General features: G+C 57.9%; 29 protein-coding genes. 17 read left to right on the top strand and 12 right to left on the bottom strand.

Features of this window, described 5'->3' with window-relative positions; genetic code table 11:
* Nucleotides 1-4: 4 nt before the first annotated feature.
* The 5 genes from mepA to ONZ54_RS09705 are packed head-to-tail and all read right to left on the bottom strand — an operon-like array spanning nt 5 to nt 4,001.
* The gene (mepA, locus tag ONZ54_RS09685; protein WP_058394109.1) at nt 5-742 is read right to left on the bottom strand and encodes a penicillin-insensitive murein endopeptidase; all 738 of its coding nucleotides are present in this window, start codon (nt 740-742) and stop codon (nt 5-7) included.
* Nucleotides 742-1,617: an amino acid ABC transporter permease gene (locus ONZ54_RS09690; protein ID WP_058394108.1), complete on the bottom strand. Its 876-nt coding sequence runs from the start codon at nt 1,615-1,617 to the stop codon at nt 742-744. Before ONZ54_RS09690 ends, mepA begins: the two co-directional genes overlap by 1 nt.
* Nucleotides 1,617-2,438, bottom strand: coding sequence for a transporter substrate-binding domain-containing protein (locus ONZ54_RS09695; protein ID WP_271788022.1), 822 nt, complete (start codon nt 2,436-2,438; stop codon nt 1,617-1,619). Before ONZ54_RS09695 ends, ONZ54_RS09690 begins: the two co-directional genes overlap by 1 nt.
* 2 nt (nt 2,439-2,440) lie before the next feature.
* On the bottom strand, nt 2,441-3,238 hold the full coding sequence (locus tag ONZ54_RS09700) for an amino acid ABC transporter permease (RefSeq protein WP_017411548.1): 798 nt from the start codon (nt 3,236-3,238) through the stop codon (nt 2,441-2,443).
* A complete protein-coding gene (locus tag ONZ54_RS09705; protein ID WP_059113251.1) occupies nt 3,231-4,001 on the bottom strand; it encodes an amino acid ABC transporter ATP-binding protein in 771 nt (256 codons plus the stop codon). The genes ONZ54_RS09700 and ONZ54_RS09705 overlap by 8 nt, the downstream gene beginning before the upstream one ends.
* 106 nt (nt 4,002-4,107) lie before the next feature.
* Between ONZ54_RS09705 and ONZ54_RS09710 the strand changes: the two genes are divergently transcribed.
* Nucleotides 4,108-4,650 carry a hypothetical protein gene (locus ONZ54_RS09710; RefSeq protein WP_271788023.1) on the top strand — a complete coding sequence of 181 codons (543 nt, stop codon included), beginning with the start codon at nt 4,108-4,110 and terminating at the stop codon, nt 4,648-4,650.
* A gap of 218 nt (nt 4,651-4,868) precedes the next feature.
* Entirely contained in the window at nt 4,869-5,147 is a 279-nt protein-coding gene (locus ONZ54_RS09715; RefSeq protein WP_011898630.1) for an RNA recognition motif domain-containing protein, read from the top strand.
* A gap of 78 nt (nt 5,148-5,225) precedes the next feature.
* Here the strand turns inward: ONZ54_RS09715 and ONZ54_RS09720 are convergent, their stop codons facing one another.
* Complete coding sequence (locus tag ONZ54_RS09720) at nt 5,226-6,125, bottom strand: aldo/keto reductase (RefSeq protein ID WP_271788024.1); 900 nt, start codon at nt 6,123-6,125, stop codon at nt 5,226-5,228.
* Between the two features lie 108 nt (nt 6,126-6,233).
* On the opposite strand from ONZ54_RS09720, the gene ONZ54_RS09725 reads away from it, so the two are divergent.
* The 3 genes from ONZ54_RS09725 to ltaE all read left to right on the top strand — a co-directional run bounded on the left by ONZ54_RS09725 (nt 6,234) and on the right by ltaE (nt 8,539).
* Nucleotides 6,234-6,641 (top strand): hypothetical protein, encoded by a 408-nt coding sequence (locus tag ONZ54_RS09725; protein ID WP_005314974.1) that lies wholly within the window; start codon nt 6,234-6,236, stop codon nt 6,639-6,641.
* A gap of 89 nt (nt 6,642-6,730) precedes the next feature.
* A complete protein-coding gene (locus ONZ54_RS09730; RefSeq protein WP_271788025.1) occupies nt 6,731-7,432 on the top strand; it encodes an SDR family oxidoreductase in 702 nt (233 codons plus the stop codon).
* 90 nt (nt 7,433-7,522) lie between these two features.
* Nucleotides 7,523-8,539, top strand: coding sequence for a low-specificity L-threonine aldolase (ltaE, locus tag ONZ54_RS09735; protein WP_271788026.1), 1,017 nt, complete (start codon nt 7,523-7,525; stop codon nt 8,537-8,539).
* A gap of 63 nt (nt 8,540-8,602) precedes the next feature.
* On the opposite strand, the gene ONZ54_RS09740 is transcribed toward ltaE, so the two are convergent.
* The 4 genes from ONZ54_RS09740 to ONZ54_RS09755 form a co-directional block, all read right to left on the bottom strand.
* A complete protein-coding gene (locus ONZ54_RS09740) occupies nt 8,603-9,034 on the bottom strand; it encodes a PAS domain-containing protein (RefSeq protein WP_005314981.1) in 432 nt (143 codons plus the stop codon).
* A 9-nt stretch (nt 9,035-9,043) separates the two neighbouring features.
* The gene (locus ONZ54_RS09745; protein WP_059169499.1) at nt 9,044-10,075 is read right to left on the bottom strand and encodes a response regulator; all 1,032 of its coding nucleotides are present in this window, start codon (nt 10,073-10,075) and stop codon (nt 9,044-9,046) included.
* A 54-nt stretch (nt 10,076-10,129) separates the two neighbouring features.
* Nucleotides 10,130-11,068 carry a LysR family transcriptional regulator gene (locus tag ONZ54_RS09750; protein ID WP_271788027.1) on the bottom strand — a complete coding sequence of 313 codons (939 nt, stop codon included), beginning with the start codon at nt 11,066-11,068 and terminating at the stop codon, nt 10,130-10,132.
* A 73-nt stretch (nt 11,069-11,141) separates the two neighbouring features.
* Nucleotides 11,142-11,843, bottom strand: a complete 702-nt coding sequence (locus ONZ54_RS09755; RefSeq protein WP_334312723.1) for a DUF2982 domain-containing protein — start codon at nt 11,841-11,843, stop codon at nt 11,142-11,144.
* 169 nt (nt 11,844-12,012) lie between these two features.
* Here ONZ54_RS09755 and ONZ54_RS09760 point away from each other — a divergent pair, with 169 nt between their 5' ends.
* From ONZ54_RS09760 to ONZ54_RS09775, 4 genes are all read left to right on the top strand, one after another.
* On the top strand, nt 12,013-13,950 hold the full coding sequence (locus tag ONZ54_RS09760) for a putative bifunctional diguanylate cyclase/phosphodiesterase (RefSeq protein ID WP_059169502.1): 1,938 nt from the start codon (nt 12,013-12,015) through the stop codon (nt 13,948-13,950).
* A gap of 93 nt (nt 13,951-14,043) precedes the next feature.
* On the top strand, nt 14,044-14,769 hold the full coding sequence (gene nfsA / locus ONZ54_RS09765; protein WP_059113230.1) for an oxygen-insensitive NADPH nitroreductase: 726 nt from the start codon (nt 14,044-14,046) through the stop codon (nt 14,767-14,769).
* Nucleotides 14,770-14,958: 189 nt separating this feature from the next.
* Nucleotides 14,959-15,723, top strand: a complete 765-nt coding sequence (locus ONZ54_RS09770; RefSeq protein ID WP_131730865.1) for a DNA repair protein — start codon at nt 14,959-14,961, stop codon at nt 15,721-15,723.
* Complete coding sequence (locus tag ONZ54_RS09775; protein WP_271788029.1) at nt 15,717-16,271, top strand: VOC family protein; 555 nt, start codon at nt 15,717-15,719, stop codon at nt 16,269-16,271. The genes ONZ54_RS09770 and ONZ54_RS09775 overlap by 7 nt, the downstream gene beginning before the upstream one ends.
* Nucleotides 16,272-16,315: 44 nt before the next feature.
* Here the strand turns inward: ONZ54_RS09775 and ONZ54_RS09780 are convergent, their stop codons facing one another.
* Nucleotides 16,316-17,524 (bottom strand): MFS transporter, encoded by a 1,209-nt coding sequence (locus ONZ54_RS09780; protein ID WP_271788030.1) that lies wholly within the window; start codon nt 17,522-17,524, stop codon nt 16,316-16,318.
* A 93-nt stretch (nt 17,525-17,617) separates the two neighbouring features.
* Here ONZ54_RS09780 and ONZ54_RS09785 point away from each other — a divergent pair, with 93 nt between their 5' ends.
* Nucleotides 17,618-18,493, top strand: a complete 876-nt coding sequence (locus ONZ54_RS09785; RefSeq protein WP_271788031.1) for a LysR family transcriptional regulator — start codon at nt 17,618-17,620, stop codon at nt 18,491-18,493.
* Between the two features lie 73 nt (nt 18,494-18,566).
* Nucleotides 18,567-19,541: an HTH-type transcriptional regulator CysB gene (gene cysB / locus ONZ54_RS09790; protein ID WP_005315034.1), complete on the top strand. Its 975-nt coding sequence runs from the start codon at nt 18,567-18,569 to the stop codon at nt 19,539-19,541.
* Nucleotides 19,542-19,686: 145 nt separating this feature from the next.
* On the opposite strand, the gene ribA is transcribed toward cysB, so the two are convergent.
* Complete coding sequence (gene ribA / locus ONZ54_RS09795; protein WP_021140653.1) at nt 19,687-20,280, bottom strand: GTP cyclohydrolase II; 594 nt, start codon at nt 20,278-20,280, stop codon at nt 19,687-19,689.
* A 248-nt stretch (nt 20,281-20,528) separates the two neighbouring features.
* On the opposite strand from ribA, the gene cmk reads away from it, so the two are divergent.
* The 6 genes from cmk (at nt 20,529) to pyrF (ending at nt 25,792) form a co-directional block, all read left to right on the top strand.
* Nucleotides 20,529-21,221 (top strand): (d)CMP kinase, encoded by a 693-nt coding sequence (gene cmk, locus ONZ54_RS09800; RefSeq protein ID WP_021140654.1) that lies wholly within the window; start codon nt 20,529-20,531, stop codon nt 21,219-21,221.
* A gap of 94 nt (nt 21,222-21,315) precedes the next feature.
* Nucleotides 21,316-22,986, top strand: coding sequence for a 30S ribosomal protein S1 (gene rpsA / locus ONZ54_RS09805; protein ID WP_005315043.1), 1,671 nt, complete (start codon nt 21,316-21,318; stop codon nt 22,984-22,986).
* A gap of 92 nt (nt 22,987-23,078) precedes the next feature.
* Nucleotides 23,079-23,363, top strand: a complete 285-nt coding sequence (gene ihfB / locus ONZ54_RS09810; protein WP_005299934.1) for an integration host factor subunit beta — start codon at nt 23,079-23,081, stop codon at nt 23,361-23,363.
* A 156-nt stretch (nt 23,364-23,519) separates the two neighbouring features.
* Nucleotides 23,520-23,804, top strand: coding sequence for a LapA family protein (locus tag ONZ54_RS09815; protein WP_005315045.1), 285 nt, complete (start codon nt 23,520-23,522; stop codon nt 23,802-23,804).
* Between the two features lie 9 nt (nt 23,805-23,813).
* On the top strand, nt 23,814-24,980 hold the full coding sequence (lapB, locus tag ONZ54_RS09820) for a lipopolysaccharide assembly protein LapB (RefSeq protein WP_005315046.1): 1,167 nt from the start codon (nt 23,814-23,816) through the stop codon (nt 24,978-24,980).
* A gap of 110 nt (nt 24,981-25,090) precedes the next feature.
* Complete coding sequence (gene pyrF / locus ONZ54_RS09825) at nt 25,091-25,792, top strand: orotidine-5'-phosphate decarboxylase (RefSeq protein ID WP_219592234.1); 702 nt, start codon at nt 25,091-25,093, stop codon at nt 25,790-25,792.
* Nucleotides 25,793-25,857: the final 65 nt, after the last annotated feature.

The following is a 25,857-nucleotide window of genomic DNA, read 5'->3' on the forward strand; positions in this document are numbered from 1 at the left end:
GGGGTCAGTTGCCACAACGGGCGGGCAGGATAGGCATTTTGTTGATACCTGAGACCTTGGGTAGCTGTGGCTTGTCCTTGAGCCAAGAGGCCAACTCGGCGCCGCAGCCATTGCCAGGCGGGATCGGGGCCTGGGGCTCGCAATCCGGGCTGCCGACGGGGCAGCGCAGCCGCACATGAAAGTGGCTGAAGTGGCCGACCCAGGGGCGCAGTTTGGCAACCCAGGGCTCATCGGCGGCCCGTTTGCACACCTCTCCCTTGATGACGGGGTTGATAAAGATGCGCGCCACCTCGGGCTTGCTGGCAGCCAGTCGCAACAGGTTCAGTTGCTCCGGGCCGAAGCGGCCCGGCAATACCCGATAGCTGGGCTCGTCGATCAGCGCCCACTCCTTGGGGGCATCCTGCTCCCACTTGCTGATGGGGCGGTTGGCCATGCGAAACCAGATGTCGGCATCCAGGCCCGTCTGGTGACTGCGATGGCCCGAGGTAAAGGGGCCGCCGCGGGCCATCGCCAGATCGGCGATATAGAGATCCGGCATGCCAGCCATGCGGGTCTGGTTGGCCAGCCCCTGCAGATAGTGGATGAGGTCGGGATGACCGTAGTAACGCAGCCGCTTGGTGCGGATCACCTGATACCCGGGTCCCTCCAGTGGCAGGGCCATGCCGTTTTTGAGGCAACCGGCGGCATAACCGCCGATCGCCTCGGCCTGCAGTACAGAGGCCAGTAACAGGGACGTCAGCATCAATGGGCTCCTTGTTTTGCTTCGAGTCGGCTGAGCAGCACAAACAGACTCAAACATATCAATAAATAGGCGGCCGCCACCAGTAGCCAGATTTCATAAACCAGCCCACTGGAGTTGGCCATCTCGGTGCCGACGAAGGTGAGCTCTTGCACCGAAATGAGGGAAACGATGGCGGTATCTTTCACCAGTGCGATGAGCTGGCCGGTGAGGGGAGGCAGCATCAGCAACATGGCCTGGGGCAGGATCACCCGGCGCAGCCGCACCCGGGGCGAGAGCCCCAGACTCTGCGCCGCTTCCCACTGCCCTTTGGGCACGGCCGCGAGACCGGCACGGACTATCTCGGCGACGAAGGCGGCGCTGATCATGCCGACACAGAGGGTGCCAGAGATGAGGTTCTCCCATCTGGCGGGCGGGCCCAGCAGCGCCTCTTGCCAAGGGGAGAGTGACAGAGTGCCGAGCCAGCGGGAGAGGCCGCTCGCCGGCAGTAATTGATTGGCGATAAAGAAGTAGAAAATGAAGATAAACACCAGCGGCGGCAGATTGCGGATCAACTGGATGAACAGGGTCGCCGGCAACACCAGCCAGGGGCGGCGGCTGAATGCCGCCAGACCCAGCGCAGTGCCCAGCAGCAGCGCCAGTGCCATGCCGAGCAGGGCGATGCGCAAGGTGGTGAGCAAGCCGCTGAAAAAATAGGGCAGCTCACCCTGGGGGCCGCGCGTGAACAGCAGCTCGAAGGCGGCCTGCCAGTGCCATTGGTAGGCCACGCCAAGGTGCAATCTGCTGGCAAGCCACATGCCTGCCAGCAGCAGTATCAGCATGAGTATCCCATCGAGCCAGCCGACGGCTCGGGTAGCGCGTTTGATGGCAATCAGCATCAGGGATTGGAGACCTGGGCTTCCCATGCCAGCGACTTGAACCAGTAGTCATGACGGGCCTTGAGCCAGCCGTCGGCCTGACGGGCTGCGATCCACTCGTTGAACTGCTCGGCCAGGGCGTCATCCCCTTTGCGCAGGGCAAAGCCTTCGCTACCTTGCGACAGCGGTTCGGCAAACGGCATAAAAAGAGCTTCGGGGTGGCGCAGTGTCTCTTGCTCAGGTTTCGGGGAAGAGGAGAGGGCGCCGTGGGCGCGGCCGTTCAGTACTTCCTGAAACACTTGGGATTCATCATCGAACTGGCGCAGGGTCGCCTTGGGGAAGTTCTCCTTGGCGACCTGCACCGGTGAGGCGCCACGGCGCACCGCCAGGATCACGCCGCGCTGGTTGAAGTCGGACAGCGTATTTTTGTCCTGGGCCTGCGCCTTTGAGGCGGCCAGCTGGATGCCTGAGTGGGAGTAGGCCTGAGTGAAGCGCACGCTCTTCTCCCGTTCGGGTGTGATGGTGAGGCCACCTATGATGACGTCATATTTTTTTGCCAGCAGGGAAGGAATGATGCCATCCCAGGCGGTGGGGACGAATTCGACCTGCCAGCCGTTGTCGGTGGCCAGGCGGCGGGCAACATCGATTTCGAAGCCGATGAGGGCGCCTTGTTTGTCGCGCATCGCCCAGGGGGCGAAGGTGGACATGCCAACCCGCAGGGTGCCGCTTTGTTCTATCTGCGCCAGGGTGGCAGATGCCTCGCCTTCTGCCTGGGCAGGGGTAAAGAGAGCGGTAAAGAGCAGGGCTGCGCCCGAGAGGGCGGTTTTGAACGAGAGTGACATGGTTAGCGTCCTTGTTGTTCCGGATCCAGATGACGGGCGAGCGCCCGCGAACATGCTGACAGTGTCAGCGTCAACAGCAAATAGAGGGCGGCCACGGTGAACCACACCTCAAAGGTGAGGAAGGTATCGGCCACCAGAGTACGCCCTTCGTTGGTGAGATCGAAGATGGCGATGACACTCACCAGCGCCGAGTGCTTGATGAGGGACACCAGCTCGTTGGTGAGCGGAGGCAGCACGATACGCACCAGTTGCGGCAGTATCACTTTGCGCAGTGTGATGGCCCGTGACAAACCAAGAGAGCGTGCTGCCTCCCACTGTCCGCTGGGGATGGCCTGTATTCCCGCTCGCAATACTTCGGCGGTGAAGGCCCCCTGATAGAGGGAGAGACTCAGCACGGCGCAGGCGAGCGGGGCCAGTCCCAACATGGGGCCCAGCAGAAAATAGAGGATGTAGAGTTGCACCAGCTGGGGCGTGGTGCGCACCAGCGCCAGATAGGTGACGGCAAGCCAGGGGCCCAGGCGAGAGGGAAGCAGACGCAGGCTGACGACGGAACACCCGACGACCAGGGTGCCTGCCAGACTGAGCAAGGCTACTTGCAGGGTGACCAGCAAGCCGCTGAGCAGTGGGCCAGGGTAGAAGTCGCCATCTTCCCACTCCCCGAGAAAGGGGCCGACCCGCTGCCACTGCCACTCATAACCCATCTGATGGGCGCCACTGTAGAGCACCCAGCCCAGCAGCAGGATCAGCAACAGGATTGCCAGCAACCAGCTGGCGAGGCGGGTGGGTCGGGTATCAGCCATGGTAGCTGAGCACCTGCTCGAGAAAGGCACGGGTTCTCGGGTGGGCAGGCGTGCTGAACAGCTGGGCCGGCGGGGCGGATTCGATGATCTTGCCCTCATCCATGAAGAGCACCCGGTCCGCCACCTGGCGGGCAAAGCCCATCTCGTGGGTGACGCAGATAAGCGTCATTCCCTCGTCTGCCAGCTCGCGGATCACATCCAGTACCTCGCGGATCATCTCGGGATCGAGGGCCGAGGTAGGCTCATCAAACAGCATCAGTTCCGGCTGCATGCAGAGGGAGCGGGCGATGGCCACGCGCTGCTGCTGGCCGCCGGAGAGTTGGTGGGGGTACTTGTCGGCCTGGGCCTGAATGCGTACGCGTTCCAGCAGGCCGAGGGCACGGGTTTTGGCCGCTTGCGTGCTCAGTCCCAGCGTATGTACAGGGGCCACCATCAGGTTTTCCAGCACCGTCATATGGGGGAACAGGTTGAACTGCTGAAACACCATGCCGACTCGCCCTTGCAGGCGACGAAGGTAGGCGGGGGTAACGGGCTCGCCAAACAGGAACAGCTGGCCACTGTCTATTCCCTCTAGGCCATTGATGGTGCGGATCAGCGTGGATTTTCCAGAGCCTGACGGGCCGCAGATAACCCACTTCTCCCCTCGCGCTATGGTGAGGTCAATCTGATGCAGGGCCTGGAAGTCACCGTAGAATTTGTTGACGCCACAAAAGCGCACACAGGGCTGCGAGCTGGTCAAGAAACAAGTTCCATTGAGTATCATTGATGCCATGGTATTGATTTTATAGGGGGATGACAAAGAAAACCCCCTTGTCAGCCCTGTCAGGTCTATTCACAATGGCGCCATTTCACGGTCACAGGAACCTTTCATGCGAATTACATCCTTGCTGGCAACCCCCGGGGTTCGCTTGCTGATGCCGCCGGCAATGCCCTATCGCTGCGTCATTTTTCTGTTGTTGCTGACGAGTTGGGGCGTGGTGGCGGCCTCCTTGTGGTATGGACGGGGTGCCATGGGGTTGCTCCACTGGGTTGGGGTGATATTCGGAGGCATCACAGGGATCCTGGTCTCTCTGCCACGCAGTTGGCAACGTTGGCGGCTGGCCGAACTGGGTTGGGATGACGAGCACCTCTATCTGCTCAACGGCAGCGATGATCAGGCCCTGGCCTTGCCTAAAACGGCGCTGGTGGCCATAGAGCGGGAATACAAGGTAGGTCATGACGGTCAGTGGCTGGCGTTCAGTCTGGACCTTAGGCTCGATGGTGCGCAGCTTGCTGAGGCGACCGCACTGATGGGGCTGGGCCGCGAAGGGACCCATGTGGTTGCCCCTGGCATCTACCGCTTTGGCTTTAAACGAGCCTGGCATGGCCGCAGGGCGATCAAGGGTGTGCTGAACGAGCTGCTCCCGGTTTGAGCTGACTATTTTCTCGACAATCCATCTCAAAGCTCAGATACTGCCAGTGACTCGAATTGATCTTGCCTGTTCTGTTCACCCAAGAGATCAATGACTTGAGTGAGCTGAACGGGGAGTGCCAAGGCATGACGCCCTGGCAGGTCCGGCATGGGGGTTGTGCCCTTACCTTTGTGTTGGTGATGGGATAGAGAAGGCACCTTGAATCGAGAGTGGATGGCATGAAGATTTACGTAGGTAATCTGTCGTACCGGATGACGGCCGACGAACTGACAACCGTGTTCAGCCAATTTGGACAGGTAGACAAGGTCGATATCATCATCGACCGAGATACCGGTCAGTCCAAGGGGTTTGGCTTTATTGAAATGCCTGTTAATGGCGATGCCGAAAAGGCCATCGCCGGTTTGCATGGCACCGAGATCGGTGGCCGTACCATCACAGTCAACCAAGCCAAACCGAAGACAGATGCACCGCGTGGTCGCCCCCAGCGTCATCGTTGAGTTGCCTCGTTAATGCAAAACGGCATGGGTTTTCCCATGCCGTTTTTGTTTGTGCGCGATTGGGCCATCAAGCAGGGGTCAGGGTACGTCGTAACCAAGCGCCGCCTTGCGAATGCGGAACCACTGCTGGCGAGTGAGCGCTATGGACTCGGCTGCCACGGCAGCGGCAATCCGCTCCCGCTTGCCTGAGCCAATCAGCGGCAGCGGCTGGCTCGGCAGCATCATTACCCAGGCGTACACCAGTTGCTCTATGTTCTGGGCTCCCACTTCATGACGGATCTGCTCGAGTTCGGCGCGCAGCGGAGCATACTCCTGGCCATCGAACAGGCGTCCGCCACCCAAGCAGGACCAGGCCATGGGCTTGATGCGCAGTTGCTGACAGAGATCCAGGGTGCCATCCAGCGTCGTGCTCTGATTCAGGGGCGATATCTCCAGCTGATTGGTGACCAGCGGGAAGGGCAGGCGGGACTGCAGCAGCTCGAACTGGCGGGCACTGAAGTTGGACACCCCCAGATGTTTCACCTTGCCCGCCTGCTTGAGGCTGATAAAGGCATCGGCCATCTCATCGGCATCCATCAGGGGGTCCGGACGGTGGATCAGCAACAAATCCAGGTGATCGGTCGCGAGTTTGCGCAGGGAGTCCTCGGCACTGGCGATGATGTGCGCCTTGCCGGTGTTGTAGTGGTTGAGGGCATGCTCAGGCTTGGCGGTGAGGGCGATGCCACACTTGCTGACGATTTCCATCCGGTCACGCAAGGAGGGTTCCAGGCGCAGGGCATTGCCAAATGCCTCTTCGCACTGGTAGCCACCATAGATATCGGCGTGATCTATGGTGGTCACCCCCAGGTCCAGGTGGTACTTCATCAGATCGAGCAGGGCGGCCGGGGAGAGCTGCCACTCCATCAGACGCCAGTAGCCCATGATAAGGCGAGAGAAGGTCGGGCCCTGGGCGTGCAGGGCGAGGCGAGATACAGACATGGGTGACTCCTTGGGGAATAAATGCTGCCAGCATCTTGGTCTCTTCTGCCAGGCAAGGCAATAATGTGGTTTTTGTTCATTCGAACTTTAGTTCTGACGGGATTCATGATGGACGGATTTGCCGCGCGGTTGCAGAGTCTGATCGGGGAGGGCAGTGTCAGCGCCTTCGCCCGCAAGGTGGGTTTAAGTGAAGCCCTGATCCGCAAGTACCTGAAGGGAGCCGAGCCCGGCCTTGGCAAGGCAAACCAGATTGCCATGGGAGCCAACTGTTCGCTCGAGTGGCTCGCCACCGGTTGCGGCTACCTTTATCGACAGGCAGAAGTGGTGGATCGGGAGGCGTTGGCCGCCGCCGGCACCCTGCTGCAGGAACTGGTTCCCGAGCAATCCCTGCCTGATGAAAAACAGCTGGTCACCCTGCTCGCGTATTACCAGTTCTTGCGCAGCCACAAGAAGGCAGATGGTTTTCTGGATCTGGCGCTGGCACGGGAATTTGGCAAACATCTGGGTGAGGCATAAAGCCGTATGGGGGTTACCGCCTCCCCTTGGCGGCAAGCGGTCATTATTTTGATAACCTCTAAACAGGCAGTCAATCCAGGGAGAGGGTGATGGGCTATCTGATCTTGGGCAGTGGTGGATTGGGCACGGCGCTGGCCAGGGAGCTGTCAGCCCGTGGAGAGGAGCTGGTACTGGCGGGCAGGCAACTGCCAAAAGGGCTGGATCCGGCCTGCTACTTTCCGTTGCAGGAGGTGGATCCGCTCTCTTTCGATGCGCTGTTCACCCTCTATGACACAGTCGCCCTGCCGAGCGTGGTGATCAACACCATAGGCCTGTTGCACGATATCAACTTCATGCCGGAGAAGCGGGTTGAGGAGGTCAATCCCAAGTGGCTGTGTGACAGCCTGCTGGCCAATGCCTGGCCCACCCTGGCCGTGGCTGCCCGGCTTGGCCGCCTGATGGCGGAGGATAGCCGAGTCTGGCTCTGTGCCATTTCTGATCTGGCGGGAGCCATAGGCGCAAATGAACAAGGGGAACGTTACAGCTACCGCATGAGCAAGGCGGCCCTCAACATGGGGGTCAGGACCCTTGCCCATGAGTGGGCCGAGCGCTTTCCCAAGTCCGGCGTGATCACGATACACCCTGGCCTCATGGCAACCCCCATGAACCAGCCTTTTCTTCATGCACTGGCATCTACTCCGTTGCAGGACCCCGCCCAGGTTGCCCCCTCTTTGCTGACTTTAATTGCAGGCTTGTCCCTGACTCAATCTGGCGCTTTTGTTGATCTGCAGGGGCAGCCGCTGCCCTGGTAGGCGGTCACCGGGCTCACATTCCAGAAACTCCCTGCTTGCCAAGCCAGCCTGCGCTGGCTAACGTCATCCTCCTGCACCAGGAGGGATGTCATGCGCTATATCGATTTACGAAGTGATACTGTCACCCAACCCACGGATGCCATGCGTCAGAGCATGCTTCATGCCGAGGTTGGGGACGATGTCTATGGGGAGGATCCGGGCGTCAATGGGCTGGAAGCCTATGGCGCCGACCTGCTTGGCAAAGAAGCCGCGCTGTTCGTGCCATCAGGCACCATGTCCAACTTGCTGGCGGTGATGAGCCATTGCCAGCGTGGGGAAGGTGCCGTGCTGGGCTCGGCAGCCCACATCTATCGCTACGAGGCTCAGGGTTCTGCCGTGCTGGGGTCTGTGGCCCTGCAACCCGTGCCCATGCAGGCCGATGGCTCACTGGCGCTGGCCGACGTGCGCGCAGCCATTGCCCCTGACGATGCCCATTTTGCCCAGACTCGCCTCGTTTGCCTCGAAAACACCCATAACGGCAAGGTGTTGCCGCTAAGCTATTTGCACGAGATGCGTGAGTTTGTCGACGAGCACGGTTTGCTGCTGCATCTGGACGGCGCTCGCCTGTTCAACGCAGTCGTGGCGAGTGGCCACTCGGTGCGTGAGCTGGCCGCGCCGTTTGACAGTATTTCCATCTGTCTTTCCAAAGGGCTGGGAGCGCCGGTGGGATCGCTGCTGGTGGGTTCTCATGCCTTCATCGCTCGTGCCAGACGGCTGCGCAAGATGGTAGGTGGCGGCATGCGTCAGGCGGGGATCCTGGCCCAGGCCGGTCTGTTTGCCCTGCAGCAGCATGTGTTGCGCCTTGGTGACGATCACCGCCGCGCCAGACGGCTGGCCGAAGGGCTGGCGGCGCTGCCGGGCGTCAGGCTGGATCTAGGTCAGGTGCAGACCAACATGGTGTTCTTGCAACTGACGAGTGGCGAGAGTGCGCCTTTGCTGGCCTTCATGAAGGAGCGGGGGATCCTCTTCTCCGGTTATGGCGAGCTGCGGCTGGTGACCCATCTGCAGATCAATGACGACGACATCGAAGAGGTGATCGACGCCTTTACCGAGTATCTCGGCGCGTGACAATGCCATAAAATGAAACAGGGCGCTTCGGCGCCCTGTTTTGTTACTGCATGGCCTTGTTCATCATATCTGCCGTTGCCCAGTCATCAGCATGGCTTCGTCGGTGGCATCGTAGATCATCACGGCGATGTGGGTCACTTGGCCGCCAAAATCGGCCAGCGGCACCAGGGTCAGGTTCTGGAACATATGGGGAGCCGAGCCTGTGATGGGGCGATAGTTGGAGAAACGCAGCAGATAGGGTCTCTGTTCCCAGGTGCTGAAGGCGCGGTTGTTGAGCTGGAACACCATGTTGGCCTTGCGCTCGAACCAGGCCCTGTCAACGTCGGGGAAAAGCTCGAACAGGACACCATCGCGCACCTCGCCCGCCATCCGGCCGCTGTGGCTCTCCATGAAGCCATTCCACACCTGCACCTTGTACTCCTTGTCGAGTACCACCAGCCCTACGTCCAGGTTCTGGACTATGTTCATCAGCCAATGAAATTCACGAATATCCATGGTCACTCCCTAGAGCATGTGCATGATTTTGTTGTTCATGGTGGCGATGGAATCTTCGGTAAACAGCAGCAGCAGGTCACACTGCACTGCGTAATCCTGGACCCGGTAGTTGATCTCGATGGCCAGAGTACGGCGCCAGAGACTCTTGTTGGTGTTGATGAGATCCTTGATGGGTCTGTGCTGACCGAGCACCACAGGGTGGCCTTGGCTGAAAGGAGTGTCGAGCTGGCTGGCATAACCGCGCAGGAAGGCACCGATCAGCACGTTGGCGGTGTCCATCAAGAGCTCCAGCTCGGCATTGCGATCCAGTGCTCCCTGATGCTTCATCAGCCGGGCAAGGTCTGTGAAGCTGGAGTCGTGGAACAAGATCAGCGCTTCGCCGGCGATACCTGCACCGATGAAGCCCTGACAGACGGCGGAAAGGGTATCCGAATCGGCGGCGGCCGAGAGGGCCATGTGCAGCTCTGAGACCTCCAGCACGTTGACGTTGGGAATGGGCAATACCACGAAGGCATTGAGCAGGCGGGCCAGCAAGTCGGCGGCCTGGCCCATGGAGACGTTGGCGAGCTCCTGATACACATCGCGGATCTCGGGGCTGATCTTGATGCCAACGTCGGCATCGGGCTCAGCTGTAGCTATACCGGTGAGGAGGGGGGCGGGGGTCGAGGCCACCCCGTTTGGCTGCCACAAGCCGTGTTGCCTGAGCAGGGCGGTCAGGGTTTCGGGGGCGGCGGGTTTCTTGATGAAGTCGAGCGCACCGAGGCTCATGACCCTTTGATGCGCTTCAGGCTGGATGTCGCCAGAGACGACGAACACCTTGTTGCGCAGTCCCTCCTGTTGCAGGGTCTCCAGCACACCGTAGCCGTCCATTTCTGGCATGGTCAGATCCAGAAAGATCAGGTCGCCATGCCCCATCAGCACCTGCTCTATCCCTTCGAGTCCGTTTGCGGCGTAATGCAGCGTCACATCCCAGTCAGCGGGAAGGGCACGGGCCAGCTGTTTACGAGCGAATCCTGAGTCATCACATATCAATACATTCATAGTGTTAGGCTGGCCTGGTCAACGAGGATTGCTATAAGTGTGGCCCGCTCACGGTCAGATGCAATGGGACAGACTGGTTGCCGGTGAAAATTGGTTGTCCCATTGGCGGTTCCGGTAGTGCGCCGAGTATTTTTCAACGAATTCAGCGAACATCTTAACACGCAGCGGGGCAAACTGAGGCTGGCAGCGCACCATGTAGAAGGAGCGATGGCCGGTTTTCCAGTCCGGCAGCACGGCCACCAGCTGCTCATCTTGCAAGAATGGATGCACATAATGGAGCGGGGCATTGACGATACCCAGATGCCGTCTGGCTGCCCTGACGGCCGCCTGTGTCTGGTTGACGGTCAGCTTGGCGGCGCGCTTTATCTGTATTGTCTGGTCATCCTGGCCGATCAATTGCCAGTGCTGGTGGGGCCAGCAGTAGATCAGCGAATGCTCTTCCAGCTGGGCTGGGTGGGCTGGCGTACCCATTTTCTCCAGATACAGCCTGGAGGCGAACAGGCCATATTCGATGTGACCAAGGCAGAGGGCATTGGTCATGGATTGCGGCAGCTCACCGTTGAAAAACACCAGATCCCTATCGTTATCAAACAGGTGCTGATGATCATTGGTCTGGGTGATGTCGAACTGTACTTCAGGATAGTGCAGACCGAAATCTGCCAGCATGTCGACCAGGAGGGTATTGGAGAGGGCGATCGGCGCCGCGAGACGGATCACGCCATTGATATCGGCTTCCCGCCCCTGGATCTCCCCCGTGGCCTGTTCAATCTCGGCCAGCGGGGTGCACAGGCGCTCGTAATATCTGAGCCCTTCATCGGTGAGGCGGAGCTTGCGGGTGGATCTGTGCAGCAAAGAGCAGCCGAGTTGCTCTTCGAGCTGAGAAATACGTCGGCTGATGGTGCCGGTCGGCATGCCCAGTGCGGCAGCTGCGTGGGAGAAGCCTCCCTCTTGCACCACCTTGACGAACAGATAGAACTCTTCGATGTACTTCATAAGCGGTGTTCTGGGTGTAACAGGGGGGAGACCTTAAAAAGAGCCGCCCGCCTTGGCAAGCTCAATCCGGCGTTTAATTGATCTGGATTAGATTCGACTCCCGCTGGTATTGGTGCAACAAGCGGATAAATTCGGCTGGATCCCGGTCCAGGCTATTGTCCGGCACCAGCAGATCGTAACCAAGCAGCTCACGCAGCCGGGTCATGCGATTGGCCAGCATGGCGATCACCCCCTCATAACGCTGGCCTGACGAAGAGCGAAAACGGCTCTCCTCCAGCAAGCCTTCCCCCTGCAATGCACCACCACAGGTACCGCTCGGACAATCCTGTTGTTCATTGCGCAGGGCCTGCAACAGCACGGATCTTTGCTCGGTCAGCAGGCGAACGGCCAACCTGGGTGTGATCAATGTCAAAAAATCATCGTAATCTTTTATCTTCAATCCAATGTAGGGCAGGGGGACCAGATCCCAGCCGAGATGGATGCGCGGTTGGTCAATTCGCTGAATATTTCTCCATTTCAGGATCCAACCGCCGTATTTGTGGTGATATTGCAAACAATCGTGACAGAGGGAGAGGCTGACATGGGGTTCGACCAGCTTCAACGAGCCGATAAAGATCATCATCAGACCCACCAACAGGCCGGAGATGAAGGGGATTAGTGGTTGTTCACGGAAGAAAAAAAGTATAAAAATCATAGTAATGGTTACTATGATGCCCAACAATACCAAGGTGAGTCCGTTTTTCCTGACCATGGGTTTCACATGTAGCGTTTTCATATGAAGTCAGCCCTTGTGCGCAAGCTTATTTTCAGATTATGGGCTGGATCCTATTTTGTACCAGCATGGGGTGCCCCGAAAGGGTACCTTGTAGCAGGCTTTCTCAGTGATCACACATCATGAATCACCACATTAGATGAATACGCTAGACGAACGGTTATTGAGCGGGATGGATGTCCTGCATACCCCTATCTGGGTTTATGACATCCGGCATCATCATATTTACTGGGCCAACCGTACCGCATTGGGGGTATGGGAAGCCAGCTCGCTTGCCGAACTGCAAGCGCGGGACTTCTCTGCCGACATGGCTGCCGCCATCGATCTGCTGCTGCAACGCTACCTCGGTGATTTCCAGCAGGGGCGCAGTTACAGCGAGTGGTGGACGCTCTCCCCCAAGGGGATCAAAAAACAGATCTACCTGCGGTTGTCTGGCATTCAGCTAGCCGGCCGCCTGATGATGATGACGGAGGCGGTGATCGACGCCGATACCCTCTATCAGGAGTCCTCCCTCGCCACCGGCGATACTCTTGCCTGTCTATTTGACAATCAGGGGCGGCTTGAGAGCGGCAACCACCACTTCGACACCTGCTTCGGCGATCAGGTCAGCCAGCTCTCCCAGGTGTTTTCCGGCAACAATGAAGCTTTCTACCAGAAGCTCTCACGCCTCGACGAGGTGGTGGCAGAAGGGGAGTGTCGTACCCGGAAGGGGATGCGCTGGTTCCAGTATCAGTTTCGACATATCCAGCAGGGGGCACAGATATTGCTCACCATGCGCGATATTACCGACCGCAAACTCGAAGAGCTGGAGCACCGCCATCTGGCTTGGCACGACTCGCTCACCGGGCTGCTCAATCGCTATGGTCTGATGAAGTCCCTCGAGGCTTATTGCGGCATGGGCGGGCGCTTTGCGCTGGTGTTCATGGATTTGGACAACTTCAAGCTGGTCAACGACAACTATGGCCACAAGGCAGGCGATCGCCTGCTGGAACGGGTGGCCGGTCGGCTCAAACAAGTCTGTCCGCGGGATGTGGAACTGGCGCGCCTCGGCGGCGACGAGTTTACCGCCCTGGTGCCGCTGGCCCATTCCAGCGACAGGGCGCAGGAGGTAGCCGATCTCATGCTCTCCCAGATGACCAAACCGTTGCAGTTGAGCGGTGTGCCCGAAGTGACCATAGGCGGCAGCATAGGCATCGCCATCTACCCGGACGATGCGGATGACGGTGACACCCTCATTACTCGCGCCGACATGGCCATGTATCAGGCCAAGCAGATGGGACGCCTGCGCTGGCAGCGGTTTACCCCCAGCATGCAACAGACCTTGCATCGCAAGCTGACCCTGAAGCAGTTTCTGGCCAAGGCCATTGGTCGGCAGGAGCTGAGCCTCTGTTATCAGCCCCAGGTGGATGTGGCACAGGGCAAACTGATTGGCTTTGAAGCACTGCTGCGCTGGCACAATCCCGTCCTTGGCCATGTCTCACCGGTGGAGTTCATTCCGCTGGCCGAGGAGATGGGCCTTATTCGGGAGATAGGCAGCTGGGTGCTCTCGACGGCACTGGCCCAGATGGCCCATTGGCAGCAAGCATGCCAAGTAAGGGTGCCTGTGTCGGTCAATCTCTCCGGTTTCCAGCTATCTACCTCCTTGCCGGAACTGGTGGCCCAGCAACTCAAGGCGTATGGCGTGGATGCCAGCCTGCTTACCCTGGAGCTGACCGAAACCGTCTTGATGCTGGACATGAAAGGCTGCATCGAGATCCTCGATGGCCTGAGCGAGCAGGGCATCAAGATCGCCATCGACGATTTTGGTACCGGCTATTCGTCGCTGGCTTACCTGAACCGGTTGCCCATCGATACCATCAAGCTGGACCGCTCATTCGTGGTGGGGCTGAACCTGCCGGTGATCCGGGCCACAGTGGCCATGGCAACCAGCCTGGGGCTTGGCATCATGGCGGAAGGAGTGGAAGATGAAAACGAACTCGCAGCACTGCGAGCTCAGGGTTGCCACGTCTTTCAGGGCTTCTTGTTCAGCAAGCCGATGACGGTGGCTCAGGTGGAAGAGAACCGGTTTGCGGTCTGTTGCAAGGCTGGTACTTATCCGCTGGCGGAATAGGTTCAACGCAGATGCAGTCGTCATCCTCCTCTGGGATGGCCTTGGGCCGCTGCGTTTTTTTGGGTAGAGTGTGGTCTTCTTCCAGGAGGCATTATGAACCCGACCATCGACCTTATTCTCTCCCACAGATCCATCCGCCAGTTTACGCCTGAGCCCATTACGCCGGTGCAGCTTGACCAGATCCTGAGCGCAGCCCAGTCGGCATCCAGCTCCAGCTTCCTGCAGGCCAACAGCATAGTTCGGGTGACGGACCAGGCCTTGCGTACCCGGCTTGCCGAACTGGCGGGGCATCAGGCATATGTTGCCCAGGCCGCCGAGTTTCTGGTGTTCTGCGCCGATTATCAGCGCCACACCCAGATTGTGGCTGATGCCCAGACCGGCTTTGTCGAACAACTGCTGATCGGTGCAATTGACGGTGCTTTGATGGCCCAGAATGCCCTGCTGGCAGCCCAATCACTGGGGCTGGGGGGCGTTTATATCGGTGGTATCCGCAACAATCCAGCCGCCGTGAGCGAGGCGCTGGGCTTACCCCATCAGGTAATACCACTGTTTGGTCTGTGTCTGGGCCATCCGGCGCAGGAGCCCGAGCAGAAGCCCCGTCTGCCGAGGGCGCTGGTGGTACATGAGAACCACTATAGCGCCGAGCTGGATCGCCCCTTGCTCGCACAATATGATCAGCAGATCCAGTCGTACTATGAGGCCCGCAGCAGCAACAACAAGCAGCAGACCTGGAGCAGCCAGATCCGGTCCATTCTCGGCAAAGAGGCGCGTCCTTTCATGCAGGAATTCCTGCAATCGAAAGGGTTCAACCTCAAGTAATGGGCCCGATGGGCGATACTATGAGGTAATGACAGTGTTGCCATCGCTGCATGATCCTGAGCTCCTCGGCCTGTTTTGAGACAGGGGAGGATAATAAATCGTGGGTAAGCTCTGCGGTGCGGGCTACCTTAAGTGGGTAAGCTGTTGTAGGATCACGCAATTGGATTGGGACAGGAGTTTGGACATCCTATGATTTTAACCTTGGTATTGCTGTCTATTGGCGCACTCCTGTTTCTGGTTATCGCCTATAACGTGATGCAGCAATATAAGCAGAAGGCAGAAGCCGACAAGCGCCAGACGATTGCTCGTCACAAGGCGGTGGCGGACGAGACCGAAGAGGTGCTGCTGAATGTCAATTTGGTGCCCTTCTCCAAGAACATAGTGCTGCTGCTGCAACACCGGATCCTGGATGCTTACCGGGCGATCGCCCTGGTGATGCCCAATGGTCAGATCAAGCAGCGTATCGCCGATGTGCAGACCCAGATAAAGAATGTGCAGGACAACTACAGCAGCCAAGATGAAGGGCACTTCAAGACCCCCGAATCCGACCGTCAGGCCATTCAGATGCTGCAACTGGTCAAGAAGATGCGGGCAGTGCTGCGTGTTGAGCACAACAAGGGCAAGATAGACCCTCACGGTTTTGCTCAGGAAGATCGTCGCCTTGAGCTGATGCAGCTCAAGATCAACATCGCCAACCTGGTCAAACGGGCCATGGATGCGCAGATCCAGGGGCAGTACGGCACCTGCCGCCAGCTCTATACCAAGGGGCTTGCCGCCTTGGCCAGCGTGTCCGACAAGGACCCCTATCTGATGGCAAGGGAAGAGGATATGCGGCAAGGTCTGCAAGGCCTTGATGAACATTTGCAGCAGCACAGCGATAAAGAGCTGCAGAACATCAAGGACAAAGAGGCGGACGAACTGGACGTCCTGTTCCAACCCAAGAAGAAATGGTGATCATGTTCCACCCACTCGATACCACTTTGGGGCCCATGGCCCCATTTGTTTGTCAGCTATTGGCTGAGCTGGACCAACTGGCAGTTCACATCGATAACATCAATGTTGACCACCTCTGTTACCGAGCGGCGAATCTGGCCGAGTATCAGAAGCTGAATGCCGAACTGGCGACACAGGGCTCTCTGCTGGTGGAAGGCATGATTGGGGGTCGCCCCATCGCCACCTATCAGCTGCACCAGTCCGTGCTATGTGGTCATGTCAGCGTTCCCTGCATAGAACTGGCCGCGCCCAAACCGGGGCGCAACCATCAGGCAGGTCTGGAGCATATCGAGCTGGTGGTGCCTTCACTGCATGAACTGGTGGCCGCGTATCCCGATCTGCCGTTCAAGACCGCGAATATCGATGACCTTCGCAACCCGGATGTGGGCCTGATGCTGGCCTCTGGTCAGATCAAGTTTCACCTGCGATCCTTGGCCGAGGTGATTGAGGAAGAGTTGCATACCGGCGCCGTTGTGCCTGTGCCTGCTGGTTACTACGACGGTATCTGATCCGTGCAGGGGGAGGCGTTTCATGTTTTCCCCTGTTGTTGTCGTCAGGTATGGCAGGCTCGGGGGCGAGCGCTGCGCCCCTTCAGATGACCCAGCCAGAGGCTCAAGCCCGCTGTGATCACCAGTACCAGCTCGATGCCGAGCACCAATCCTCCCAAGCCACCCCGCTCCCAGAAAGGGTGAAGGTAGAGGCCTCCCAGGCTTGCGCCCAGATAATACCCCACCAGATAGAGTGACGATGCCAGCGCCCGATTGTGCTCCACGTGCTGACCGACCCAGGCACTGGCACAGGCGTGGGCAAGAAAGAAACCGAAACTTGAGATGAGCAACCCCGTCAGTATGGCTGCCAGCGAGCCATGCAGCAGCAGCGCACTACCCAGCGCCATCAGCGAGATCCCCGCCAGCAGCAGGCGCTGTGCCCCCCAGCGGTGAGCACAACGGCCGCTTAAGGAGGAGGCGACAGTGCCCGACAGATAGGTCAGGAACAGCATGCCGAGCCACTGGGTGGGCAGGGAGAAAGGGGCCTTGGCCAGCAGGAAGGTGAGGTAGCTGTACTGGTTCAAAAACACCATGAAGTTGAGCCCGCCGATGAGATAGGCACCGACCAGCAGCGGATTGCCGAGATGGCTGCTGATGGCCCGCTGGAATTGACCAGGCTCTGCAACGACGGGCACAAAGCGGGTCTGGGCGGGCAATAACCAGATGACGAGGGGCAGCAGGATCAGGCTTATCAAGCCAATGCCGAGAAAGGTGTGTTGCCAGTCGCCAAACCAGCCTGCCAGCAAGCCGCCGACGACACGGCCCGCTATGCCCCCGAGCGAGTTGGCGGCGATGTAGACACCGACGGCTGAGAGGAGGGCACGCTTGCTGAATTCTTCTCCCATATAGGCGATGGCAGTGGCGGGTAACCCGGCCAGCAGTACCCCCTGCAATATCCTCAACAGCAATAACTGCTCAAACTGGTTTACCAGGCTGATGAGCAGGGAGAGCAAAATAGCTCCGCCCAGGGTCCACAGCATGATACGGCGCCGGCCGAACCTGTCCGCGAGGCGGGCGCAAATCAGCAGGGAGGTGGCAAGCCCCGCAGTGCAGCCAGCCAGTGTCCAGCCTGCCGACAGCGAGCTGACGGAGAAGACATTTGCCAGCAGTGGCAGCAAGGGGTGGGTCTGGTAGAGGTTGAGAAATACCAGGAAGGAACCCAGGCTCAGGGCCAGGGTGGCACGTATCCATTCGCGGCTACCTACTTCGATCATGTGCAGTTGTCCTGACGGCTTTTGTGCAGAGTAGTGCGCCACAGGGCATAAATATAATATATTTAAGTTATCCATCTAATAAGATTAATTGATATGGACTTGAAGCAGCTCACCTATTTGCTGGCGGTACGGGATGCAGGTTCCTTCACTAAGGCGGCCAATGGCCTCCATATAGCCCAGCCAGCCATCAGCATGGCCATTGCCAAGCTGGAGCAGCAGCTCGAGCTGCGGCTGTTTGACAGGCAGGATCGCAACGTGCGGCTTACTCCGGAGGGGGAGGTGCTCTGTCGTCATGCCGAGCGGCTGTTATTGCAGATGCATCAGGCGCAAGCCGAGATGGCCGAGCTGAAAGGGCTGGAGCGTGGCGAGGTGCGCATCGGTATCCCCTACATGATGGGTTCTTACTATTTTCCTCCGATCCTGATGGCCTTCAAGCATCGTTACCCCGGTCTGAAGATCCGGGTAGAAGAGGCCGGCTCACGCGAGTTGCTGAGCCGCATGGTGGATGGCACCCTGGATCTGGCCATCCTGATCACCAGCGATCTGCCACCTGCGCTGGAAGGGGCCCAGTTGCTGCGTGAAGAGATGTTGATGGTAGTGGGGGAGGAGCATCCGTTGCGACATGCTCAGGCTGTGTCACTGACTCAGTTTTTTGACCAGGAGCTGGCCATGTTCCGACGAGGTTTTTACCACCGTGAACACATGGAAGCATTGGCTCAGGAGCTGGGGTGTGAGCCTGACATTGCGTTTGAAAGCAATCTGATCCCCCTGCTCAAGGCGGTGGTCAAGCAGGGATTTGCGGTGACTACCTTCCTGCGGATGGTGCTGGATGAGGAGCCTTCACTCACTGGTATCTCGTTTGCTCCCCCCATTTTTCTTGATCTCTGTGTTGCGTGGCGGCGTGGCGATCCGCTCTCCATGGCGAACCGTGCCCTGCGTGATTTCCTGCTGGCGCAAGCCAAGCCATAAATGGCCAAGAAGGAAAGGCTATCAGGCAAAAGTTTGTTAGTATTAGTTCAAGTCGCCTTTAGAGCCTAACATCATGAAACTCCAACAGTTGCGTTATATCGTTGAGGTTGCCAATCACAGACTGAACGTGTCGGCAACGGCAGAGAGCCTCTACACCTCTCAGCCAGGGATCAGCAAGCAGGTGCGCATGCTGGAAGATGAGCTGGGGATCCAGATTTTCGAGCGAAGTGGCAAGCATCTGACCCAGATCACTCCGGCAGGGCGTGACGTGATCAAGATTGCCAACGAGATCCTGGGCAAGGTGGAGAGCATCAAATCGGTGGCGAGCCAGCATACTCATCCCGAGCAAGGCACACTGCATATTGCGACCACCCATACCCAGGCTCGTTATGCGTTGCCCGATGTGATCAAGGGCTTCATCAAGCGCTTCCCCAAGGTGTCTCTGCACATGCACCAGGGTACTCCGACCCAGATCAGTGAAGCCGTGGTCAAGGGGCAAGCCGACTTTGCCATCGCCACCGAGGCGCTGCACCTGTATGAAGATCTCATCATGCTGCCTTGCTACCACTGGAATCGCAGCGTCATTGTTCCCAAGGGACACCCCTTGACCCAGGTTGGTAAGCTCTCCATTGCCGATATCGCCCGCTTCCCGCTGGTGACCTATGTGTTCGGATTTACCGGCCGCTCCGAGCTGGATCTCGCCTTCAATCGGGCCGGTTTCGAGCCCAATATCGTCTTTACCGCGACCGATGCCGATGTGATCAAAACCTATGTTCGACTGGGCGTCGGGATAGGGGTGATGGCGACCATGGCGCTGGATCAGCAGGTTGATACCGATTTGGTGGCACTCGACGCCAGCCATCTGTTTGCTCACAGCACCACCAAGATAGGATTTCGTAAAGGATCTTTCCTGCGCACTTATATGTATGACTTCATGACCCGTTTTGCCCCGCACCTGACTCGAGATGTGGTGGAGCGTGCCATCGCGCTGCGCTCCAGCGATGACGTGGATGCCATGTTTGCCGACATAGAGCTGCCGGTTCGCTAGCGTCATACCAGCGAGCAGCATGAATCAATAAAAACGCCTCCCGATGGGAGGCGTTTTTATGCCAGCGTCTGGTCACCGGAGTCATTTTCTGAACCTGTGATCCAGCTGGTTCGCTTTGGCCAAAAGGCAGGCCTCGTTGTGAGGCTCACTTCTTGAACATGTGGTCCAATTTATTCGCTTTGGTCGAGAGGTAGAACTCGTTGTGAGGATTGCGGCCTTCCTGCAGGGGAACCCGCTCCGTCACCGGAATGCCAAAGCTCTCCATCGCCTTCATCTTGCGTGGATTATTGGTCATCAGGCGCAGGCTAGTGACGTTCAACGCCTTGAGCATATCGGCACAGATGGTGTAGTCGCGCATGTCGGCAGCAAAGCCCAGCGCCACATTGGCTTCGACGGTATCGGCGCCCTGATCCTGCAGATGATAGGCCCGGATCTTGTTGAGCAGGCCGATGCCACGCCCTTCCTGGCGTACATACAACAAAACGCCACGACCCGCTTTGGCGATGTTCTCCATGGCTGCCTGCAATTGGAAGCCGCAGTCGCAGCGAAGGCTGAACAAGGCATCTCCGGTCAGGCATTCAGAGTGAATACGGCCCAGCACAGGCTCATCGCCTGTGACATCGCCCATCACCAGCGCAGCATGATCCTTGCCGGTGCCGGCTTCCTGAAAGCCTACCAGCGTGAAGGTGCCCCAGGGGGTCGGCAACTTGGATTTGGCCACGAGGGTAACGCTGCTCATAGGTTGCTCCTTACTACAGCTGCTTAAAAAGGGCGGCCAGTTTAGCGCGCCTTGTCCATAACAACCATAAGAACAAAACCTTGTGCTATTTAATGACTTGAGCAGTTGTACACAAACAACGCAGTCGCGACGGCTTTTGCGCAAATGTGCGCCCTGACGACTGCCAGACTCGGCACATTTGGGTATAATCGGCGCCCATTACCTCATTCCCTCCGGGATGTGTGCAACAAGTGTGCAGGAGATAAGTTATGCCTCAGATGGCCCCCGTGATGACAATCGATGGCCCGAGCGGTGCCGGTAAAGGCACCTTGTGTCAGTTGCTGGCTGAAAAACTGGGTTGGCACCTGCTCGATTCCGGCGCCATCTACCGGGTATTGGCCCTGGCTGCCTTGCACCATGATGTGGAACTCGATTCTGAAGCTGCGCTGGTCCCCCTTGCTGCCAATCTGGATGTGCAGTTCCAGGTGGATAGCGAACAGGTCAAGGTGGTGCTGGAAGGGGAGGATGTCTCCCGCACCATTCGTACCGAAGAGGTGGGCAATGCCGCGAGCAAAATTGCCGCTTTTCCGCGAGTGCGTGAAGCCCTGCTGCGCCGCCAGCGCGCATTTCGTCAAACCCCTGGTCTGATTGCCGACGGCAGAGACATGGGTACCGTGGTTTTTCCGGACGCAGAGGTAAAAATTTTCCTCGACGCCAGTGCGGAAGAACGGGCCCAGCGCCGCTATAAGCAGTTGCAAGATAAGGGCTTTGATGTTAACTTTGAGCGTCTTTTAACCGAGATTCGGGAACGTGACGATCGCGACAGAAATCGCGCCGTAGCGCCCCTTAAAGCGGCAGAAGATGCTCTCGTGGTGGATTCTACCGCCATGACCATAGATGAAGTGCTGGCAACAGTGCTCGCCTATGCAGAGCAACAACTTGGTGATGCCAGCGCAAGCTGACATCCGGTCGTCTGCACCAAGGATGGCGCAGATTATTTAAAACAGCCCCGCTTGTGCCGGATTGCAAGTGGATGTTTCATTTGTGAAATAAACAATGATCGAATCTTTTGCTCAACTCTTTGAAGAGTCCCTGAACTCCGTTGAAACCCGTCAAGGTTCCATCGTCAAGGGTACTGTCGTTGCTATCGAGAACGGTTTCGTACTGGTTGACGCCGGTCTGAAATCTGAGTCCGCCATCCCGGCTGAAGAATTCAAGAACGCCCTGGGCGAGCTGGAAATCAGTGTGGGTGACACTGTTGACGTAGCTCTGGACTCTATCGAAGATGGTTTCGGCGAAACCAAGCTGTCCCGTGAAAAAGCCAAGCGCCACGAAGCCTGGCTGCAGCTTGAAAAAGCTTACGAAGAGCAAGCTACCGTTATCGGTATCATCAACGGCAAGGTCAAGGGTGGTTTCACCGTTGAACTGAATGGCATCCGTGCCTTCCTGCCGGGTTCTCTGGTTGACGTGCGTCCGATCCGTGACACCGCTCACCTGGAAAACAAAGAACTCGAGTTCAAAGTCATCAAGCTGGACCAGAAGCGCAACAACGTTGTTGTTTCCCGTCGTGCCGTGATCGAGACCGAGAATACCTCCGAGCGCGAGAGCCTGCTGGCTAACCTGCAAGAAGGTCAAGAAGTCAAGGGTATCGTCAAGAACCTGACCGACTACGGTGCATTCGTAGATCTGGGCGGTGTTGACGGCCTGCTGCACATCACCGACATGGCGTGGAAGCGCGTTAAGCATCCTTCCGAAATCGTCAACGTTGGCGACGAGATCGCAGTCAAGGTTCTGAAGTTCGACCGCGAGCGTACCCGTGTATCTCTGGGTCTGAAGCAGCTGGGCGAAGATCCCTGGGTTGCTATCGCCAAGCGTTACCCGGAGACCACCCGTCTGTCTGGCCGCGTGACCAACCTGACCGACTACGGCTGCTTCGTTGAAATCGAAGAAGGCGTTGAAGGCCTGGTACACGTCTCCGAGATGGATTGGACCAACAAGAACATCCACCCGTCCAAAGTTGTTAACGTTGGCGATGTGGTTGACGTGATGGTTCTGGATATCGACGAAGAACGTCGTCGTATCTCCCTGGGTCTGAAGCAGTGCAAATCCAACCCGTGGCAGCTGTTTGCCGAAACTCACGCCAAGGGCGACCGTGTTTCCGGTAAAATCAAGTCTATCACTGACTTTGGTATCTTCATCGGTCTGGACGGCGGCATCGACGGTCTGGTTCACCTGTCTGACATCTCCTGGAACAACCAGGGTGAAGAAGCAGTTCGTGAATTCAAGAAAGGCGACGAGATCGAAGCTGTTGTTCTGCAAGTGGACCCGGAGCGTGAGCGCATCTCCCTGGGTGTCAAGCAGATCGAAGAAGACCCGTTCAATAAGTACCTGTCTGATAACAAGAAAGGTGCTATTGTGAAGGGTAAGGTTACCGAGGTTGATGCCAAGGGTGCCGTGATCGAACTGGCTGACGGCGTAGAAGGCTACCTGCGTGCCTCCGACGCTGCTCGTGACCGTGTCGAAGACGCGACTCTGGTACTGTCCGTTGGTGATGAAGTTGAAGCCAAGTTCATGGGCGTTGATCGTAAGAACCGCACCGTAAGCCTGTCTGTCCGTGCGAAGGACGAGGCTGACGAGCGTGTTGCTATCGATAGCCTGAACCAACAAGAAGAAGTTGTGTTCAGCAATGCTATGATGGAAGCGTTCAAAGCTGCCAAGGGTGAATAATCCTTGATGCAAGAAAAGGGCGGCTTCACGCCGCCCTTTTTTATATTGGCGTAATGAATATTGCATGTGATCGGGGAAGGAGATTTAACGTTATGACCAAATCAGATCTCATCGAACAATTGGCTGCGAGCCGCATGCATATGCCGGCCAAAGATGTCGAAGCTGCCATCAAGGAGATCCTTGAGCAGATGGCATCGACTTTGCAAAACGGCGACCGGATTGAAATCCGTGGATTTGGAAGTTTTTCACTGCACTATCGTGCCCCCCGCGTGGGTCGTAATCCCAAGACCGGGGACAAGGTTGAACTGACCGGGAAATATGTCCCTCATTTCAAACCTGGCAAAGAGTTGCGCGAGCGCGTGAACATTATTGAATAATGCAGAAAACGGCATACTTGGGTATGCCTTTTTTGTTTTTGTGGCTTCTCTTGTGTCAATTGTCTGGTTTCTCCAAGTCTTTTCCCATTCGCTCTAGAGTCTGCCCGTGATTTTAAGGATAATCAGCCTTTCATTAGATACTGACAGGGAGCTCCTATGAAGCGTATCTTGGCCCTCATTCCGCTGGTGCTGGTGTTTATTCTGACCCTGGCCATCGGTTCGCAAAATGGTCAGCTGGTGCAGTTCAATTATTTGATTGCCCAAGGGGAGTTTTCGCTCTCCATGTTGCTGGGTCTCTTCTTTGGCGGTGGCTTCCTGCTGGGCTGGCTGGTCTTTGGTCTGCTGTTCTTGCGTCTCAAGATGCAGAACCGCACCCTCAATCGCACCATGCGTCGTCAATCCCGCGAGTTGGAGCTGGCTCGGTCGACAGTCAAGGAATAATGTCCCTCGATGCTTGAACTGCTTTTCCTGCTGTTGCCCATTGCCGCCGGTTATGGCTGGTACATGGGGCGCAGGAGTGTTCGCCAGGACACCCAGAAACAGAGTAATCAATTCTCCCGCCAGTACGTGGCGGGCCTCAACTATTTGCTGTCTGACGAGTCGGACAAGGCGGTGGATCTCTTTATCCAGCTGCTGGAAGTGGACAGCGAAACCATCGAAACACATCTCTCTCTTGGCAACCTGTTTCGCCAGCGTGGCGAGGTGGACAGAGCCATCAAGATCCACCAGAACCTGGTCACCCGTCAGCTGACCCGTGAACAGCGTCAGCTTGCGTTGCAGGAGCTGGCCCGTGACTTTCTGGCCGCCGGTTTGCTCGACCGCGCCGAAGCGCTCTGGAACGAGCTGTGCGAAGACAGCGACTATGAAGAGACGGCGCTGGCCCAGTTGTTGATCATCCATCAGCAGTTGCGTGACTGGGACAAGGCCATCGATGTCGCAGTGCGACTGCAGAAATATCAGGGCAAGAAGCTGGCCGATCCCATTTCCCACTTCTATTGCGAACAGGCGGAGAGTGCCTTGCGTGATGGCGATGAGTCTATGGGGCGCGCCAAGCTCAAACGTGCGCTGGGGGTCAATCCTGCCTGTGCCCGTGCCAGCCTGCGCTTGGCCGAGCTGGCGATGGTGGCACAAGACTATGAACAGGCCGGCAAGGATCTGCTGCGGGTGTTCGAGCAGGACATGGATTTTGCCTCCGAAGCCATCCCTCACCTCACAGAGTGCTACCAGCGTCAGGGGCGTTCCCTCGAACTGATTCCCTTGCTGGAGCAGGCGGTAGAGGATCACGCCGGGGTGAGCGTGACTCTGGCCCTTGCCAAACTGGTGGAGGAGCGCGATGGCCTGAACCAGGCCCGTGCTCTGGTATTGCGTCAGTTGCGCCGTCACCCCTCCATGAAGGGGTTCTACCAGTTGGTGGGCTTTCAGCTGGCCAGCGCGGAGGAGGGGCCCGCCAAGGAGAGTCTGGAGCTGCTGCAACAACTGGTCGGCGATCAGATCAAGATCAAATCAACCCACAAGTGTCGGCAGTGTGGTTTTGCCACCCACTCGCTGTTTTGGCAATGCCCATCCTGTCGCCAGTGGGGTTCCATCAAGCCGATCCGTGGCCTGGATGGTGAGTAATCGATAGAGAATGAGATGCCAGGTACTTCCGGTGCTGCGGCAGCGCCATCAGGCCGGGTCTGGATGGTGAGCGACAAACCAGATAGTGATAACAATCAATAGGAAGTGAGATGCTAGATCCCAAAGTACTGGTAGCGCTGGATTATCAGCACGAGGCCGATGCCTTCGCGTTCATTGAACGTATCTCTCCGGCCCAGTGCCGCCTCAAGGTCGGCAAGGAGATGTTCACCCTGTTTGGTCCCCAGTTTGTACGCCAGCTGGTGGTCAGGGGATTCGATGTCTTTCTGGATCTGAAGTTTCACGACATTCCCAACACAGTGGCCAAGGCTGTGGCCGCCAGTGCCGAGCTGGGTGTCTGGATGGTCAACGTCCATGCCAGCGGTGGCGAGCGGATGATGCGTGCCGCCAAGGAGGCGCTGGCTCCCTATGGTGACAAGGCTCCCCTGTTGATCGGTGTGACAGTGTTGACCAGCATGGAGCAAGCCGACATGGCGCCGCTTGGTCTGGATGTGAGCCCTGCCGAGCAGGTGATCCGTCTGGCCACACTGGCCAAAGCCTCGGGGCTGGATGGGGTGGTCTGTTCCGCCAATGAAGCCTGTGAGCTGAAGGCCTTGCTTGGTGCAGACTTCAAGCTGGTGACGCCTGGTATTCGTCCTGCGGGCTCTGATGCAGGTGATCAGCGTCGGGTGATGACGCCGCGTGCTGCGATGGATGCCGGGGCTGACTATCTGGTGATTGGTCGACCCATCACTCAGGCAGACGATCCCGCCGCTACCCTCTCAAGCATCAATACCGAGCTGGCAGGGCGATAAGGTTTGAAGGGGACAGGCCGATTGACCGCCCGGCCTGTCCTGTTCTACCGGCACGGCAGTCTGCC

Origin of the sequence: Aeromonas salmonicida (genome assembly GCF_028355655.1) — a bacterium.
GTDB classification, from domain to species: domain Bacteria; phylum Pseudomonadota; class Gammaproteobacteria; order Enterobacterales; family Aeromonadaceae; genus Aeromonas; species Aeromonas salmonicida.

Bases quoted from the DNA above. Each gene is read 5' to 3' on its own strand.
- mepA (WP_058394109.1), bottom strand. From the start codon at position 742: ATGCTGACGTCCCTGTTACTGGCCTCTGTACTGCAGGCCGAGGCGATC.
- ONZ54_RS09690 (WP_058394108.1), bottom strand. From the start codon at position 1,617: ATGCTGATTGCCATCAAACGCGCTACCCGAGCCGTCGGCTGGCTCGAT.
- ONZ54_RS09695 (WP_271788022.1), bottom strand. From the start codon at position 2,438: ATGTCACTCTCGTTCAAAACCGCCCTCTCGGGCGCAGCCCTGCTCTTT.
- ONZ54_RS09700 (WP_017411548.1), bottom strand. From the start codon at position 3,238: ATGGCTGATACCCGACCCACCCGCCTCGCCAGCTGGTTGCTGGCAATC.
- ONZ54_RS09705 (WP_059113251.1), bottom strand. From the start codon at position 4,001: ATGATACTCAATGGAACTTGTTTCTTGACCAGCTCGCAGCCCTGTGTG.
- ONZ54_RS09710 (WP_271788023.1), top strand. From the start codon at position 4,108: ATGCGAATTACATCCTTGCTGGCAACCCCCGGGGTTCGCTTGCTGATG.
- ONZ54_RS09715 (WP_011898630.1), top strand. From the start codon at position 4,869: ATGAAGATTTACGTAGGTAATCTGTCGTACCGGATGACGGCCGACGAA.
- ONZ54_RS09720 (WP_271788024.1), bottom strand. From the start codon at position 6,125: ATGTCTGTATCTCGCCTCGCCCTGCACGCCCAGGGCCCGACCTTCTCT.
- ONZ54_RS09725 (WP_005314974.1), top strand. From the start codon at position 6,234: ATGGACGGATTTGCCGCGCGGTTGCAGAGTCTGATCGGGGAGGGCAGT.
- ONZ54_RS09730 (WP_271788025.1), top strand. From the start codon at position 6,731: ATGGGCTATCTGATCTTGGGCAGTGGTGGATTGGGCACGGCGCTGGCC.
- ltaE (WP_271788026.1), top strand. From the start codon at position 7,523: ATGCGCTATATCGATTTACGAAGTGATACTGTCACCCAACCCACGGAT.
- ONZ54_RS09740 (WP_005314981.1), bottom strand. From the start codon at position 9,034: ATGGATATTCGTGAATTTCATTGGCTGATGAACATAGTCCAGAACCTG.
- ONZ54_RS09745 (WP_059169499.1), bottom strand. From the start codon at position 10,075: ATGAATGTATTGATATGTGATGACTCAGGATTCGCTCGTAAACAGCTG.
- ONZ54_RS09750 (WP_271788027.1), bottom strand. From the start codon at position 11,068: ATGAAGTACATCGAAGAGTTCTATCTGTTCGTCAAGGTGGTGCAAGAG.
- ONZ54_RS09755 (WP_334312723.1), bottom strand. From the start codon at position 11,843: ATGAAAACGCTACATGTGAAACCCATGGTCAGGAAAAACGGACTCACC.
- ONZ54_RS09760 (WP_059169502.1), top strand. From the start codon at position 12,013: ATGGATGTCCTGCATACCCCTATCTGGGTTTATGACATCCGGCATCAT.
- nfsA (WP_059113230.1), top strand. From the start codon at position 14,044: ATGAACCCGACCATCGACCTTATTCTCTCCCACAGATCCATCCGCCAG.
- ONZ54_RS09770 (WP_131730865.1), top strand. From the start codon at position 14,959: ATGATTTTAACCTTGGTATTGCTGTCTATTGGCGCACTCCTGTTTCTG.
- ONZ54_RS09775 (WP_271788029.1), top strand. From the start codon at position 15,717: ATGGTGATCATGTTCCACCCACTCGATACCACTTTGGGGCCCATGGCC.
- ONZ54_RS09780 (WP_271788030.1), bottom strand. From the start codon at position 17,524: ATGATCGAAGTAGGTAGCCGCGAATGGATACGTGCCACCCTGGCCCTG.
- ONZ54_RS09785 (WP_271788031.1), top strand. From the start codon at position 17,618: ATGGACTTGAAGCAGCTCACCTATTTGCTGGCGGTACGGGATGCAGGT.
- cysB (WP_005315034.1), top strand. From the start codon at position 18,567: ATGAAACTCCAACAGTTGCGTTATATCGTTGAGGTTGCCAATCACAGA.
- ribA (WP_021140653.1), bottom strand. From the start codon at position 20,280: ATGAGCAGCGTTACCCTCGTGGCCAAATCCAAGTTGCCGACCCCCTGG.
- cmk (WP_021140654.1), top strand. From the start codon at position 20,529: ATGCCTCAGATGGCCCCCGTGATGACAATCGATGGCCCGAGCGGTGCC.
- rpsA (WP_005315043.1), top strand. From the start codon at position 21,316: ATGATCGAATCTTTTGCTCAACTCTTTGAAGAGTCCCTGAACTCCGTT.
- ihfB (WP_005299934.1), top strand. From the start codon at position 23,079: ATGACCAAATCAGATCTCATCGAACAATTGGCTGCGAGCCGCATGCAT.
- ONZ54_RS09815 (WP_005315045.1), top strand. From the start codon at position 23,520: ATGAAGCGTATCTTGGCCCTCATTCCGCTGGTGCTGGTGTTTATTCTG.
- lapB (WP_005315046.1), top strand. From the start codon at position 23,814: ATGCTTGAACTGCTTTTCCTGCTGTTGCCCATTGCCGCCGGTTATGGC.
- pyrF (WP_219592234.1), top strand. From the start codon at position 25,091: ATGCTAGATCCCAAAGTACTGGTAGCGCTGGATTATCAGCACGAGGCC.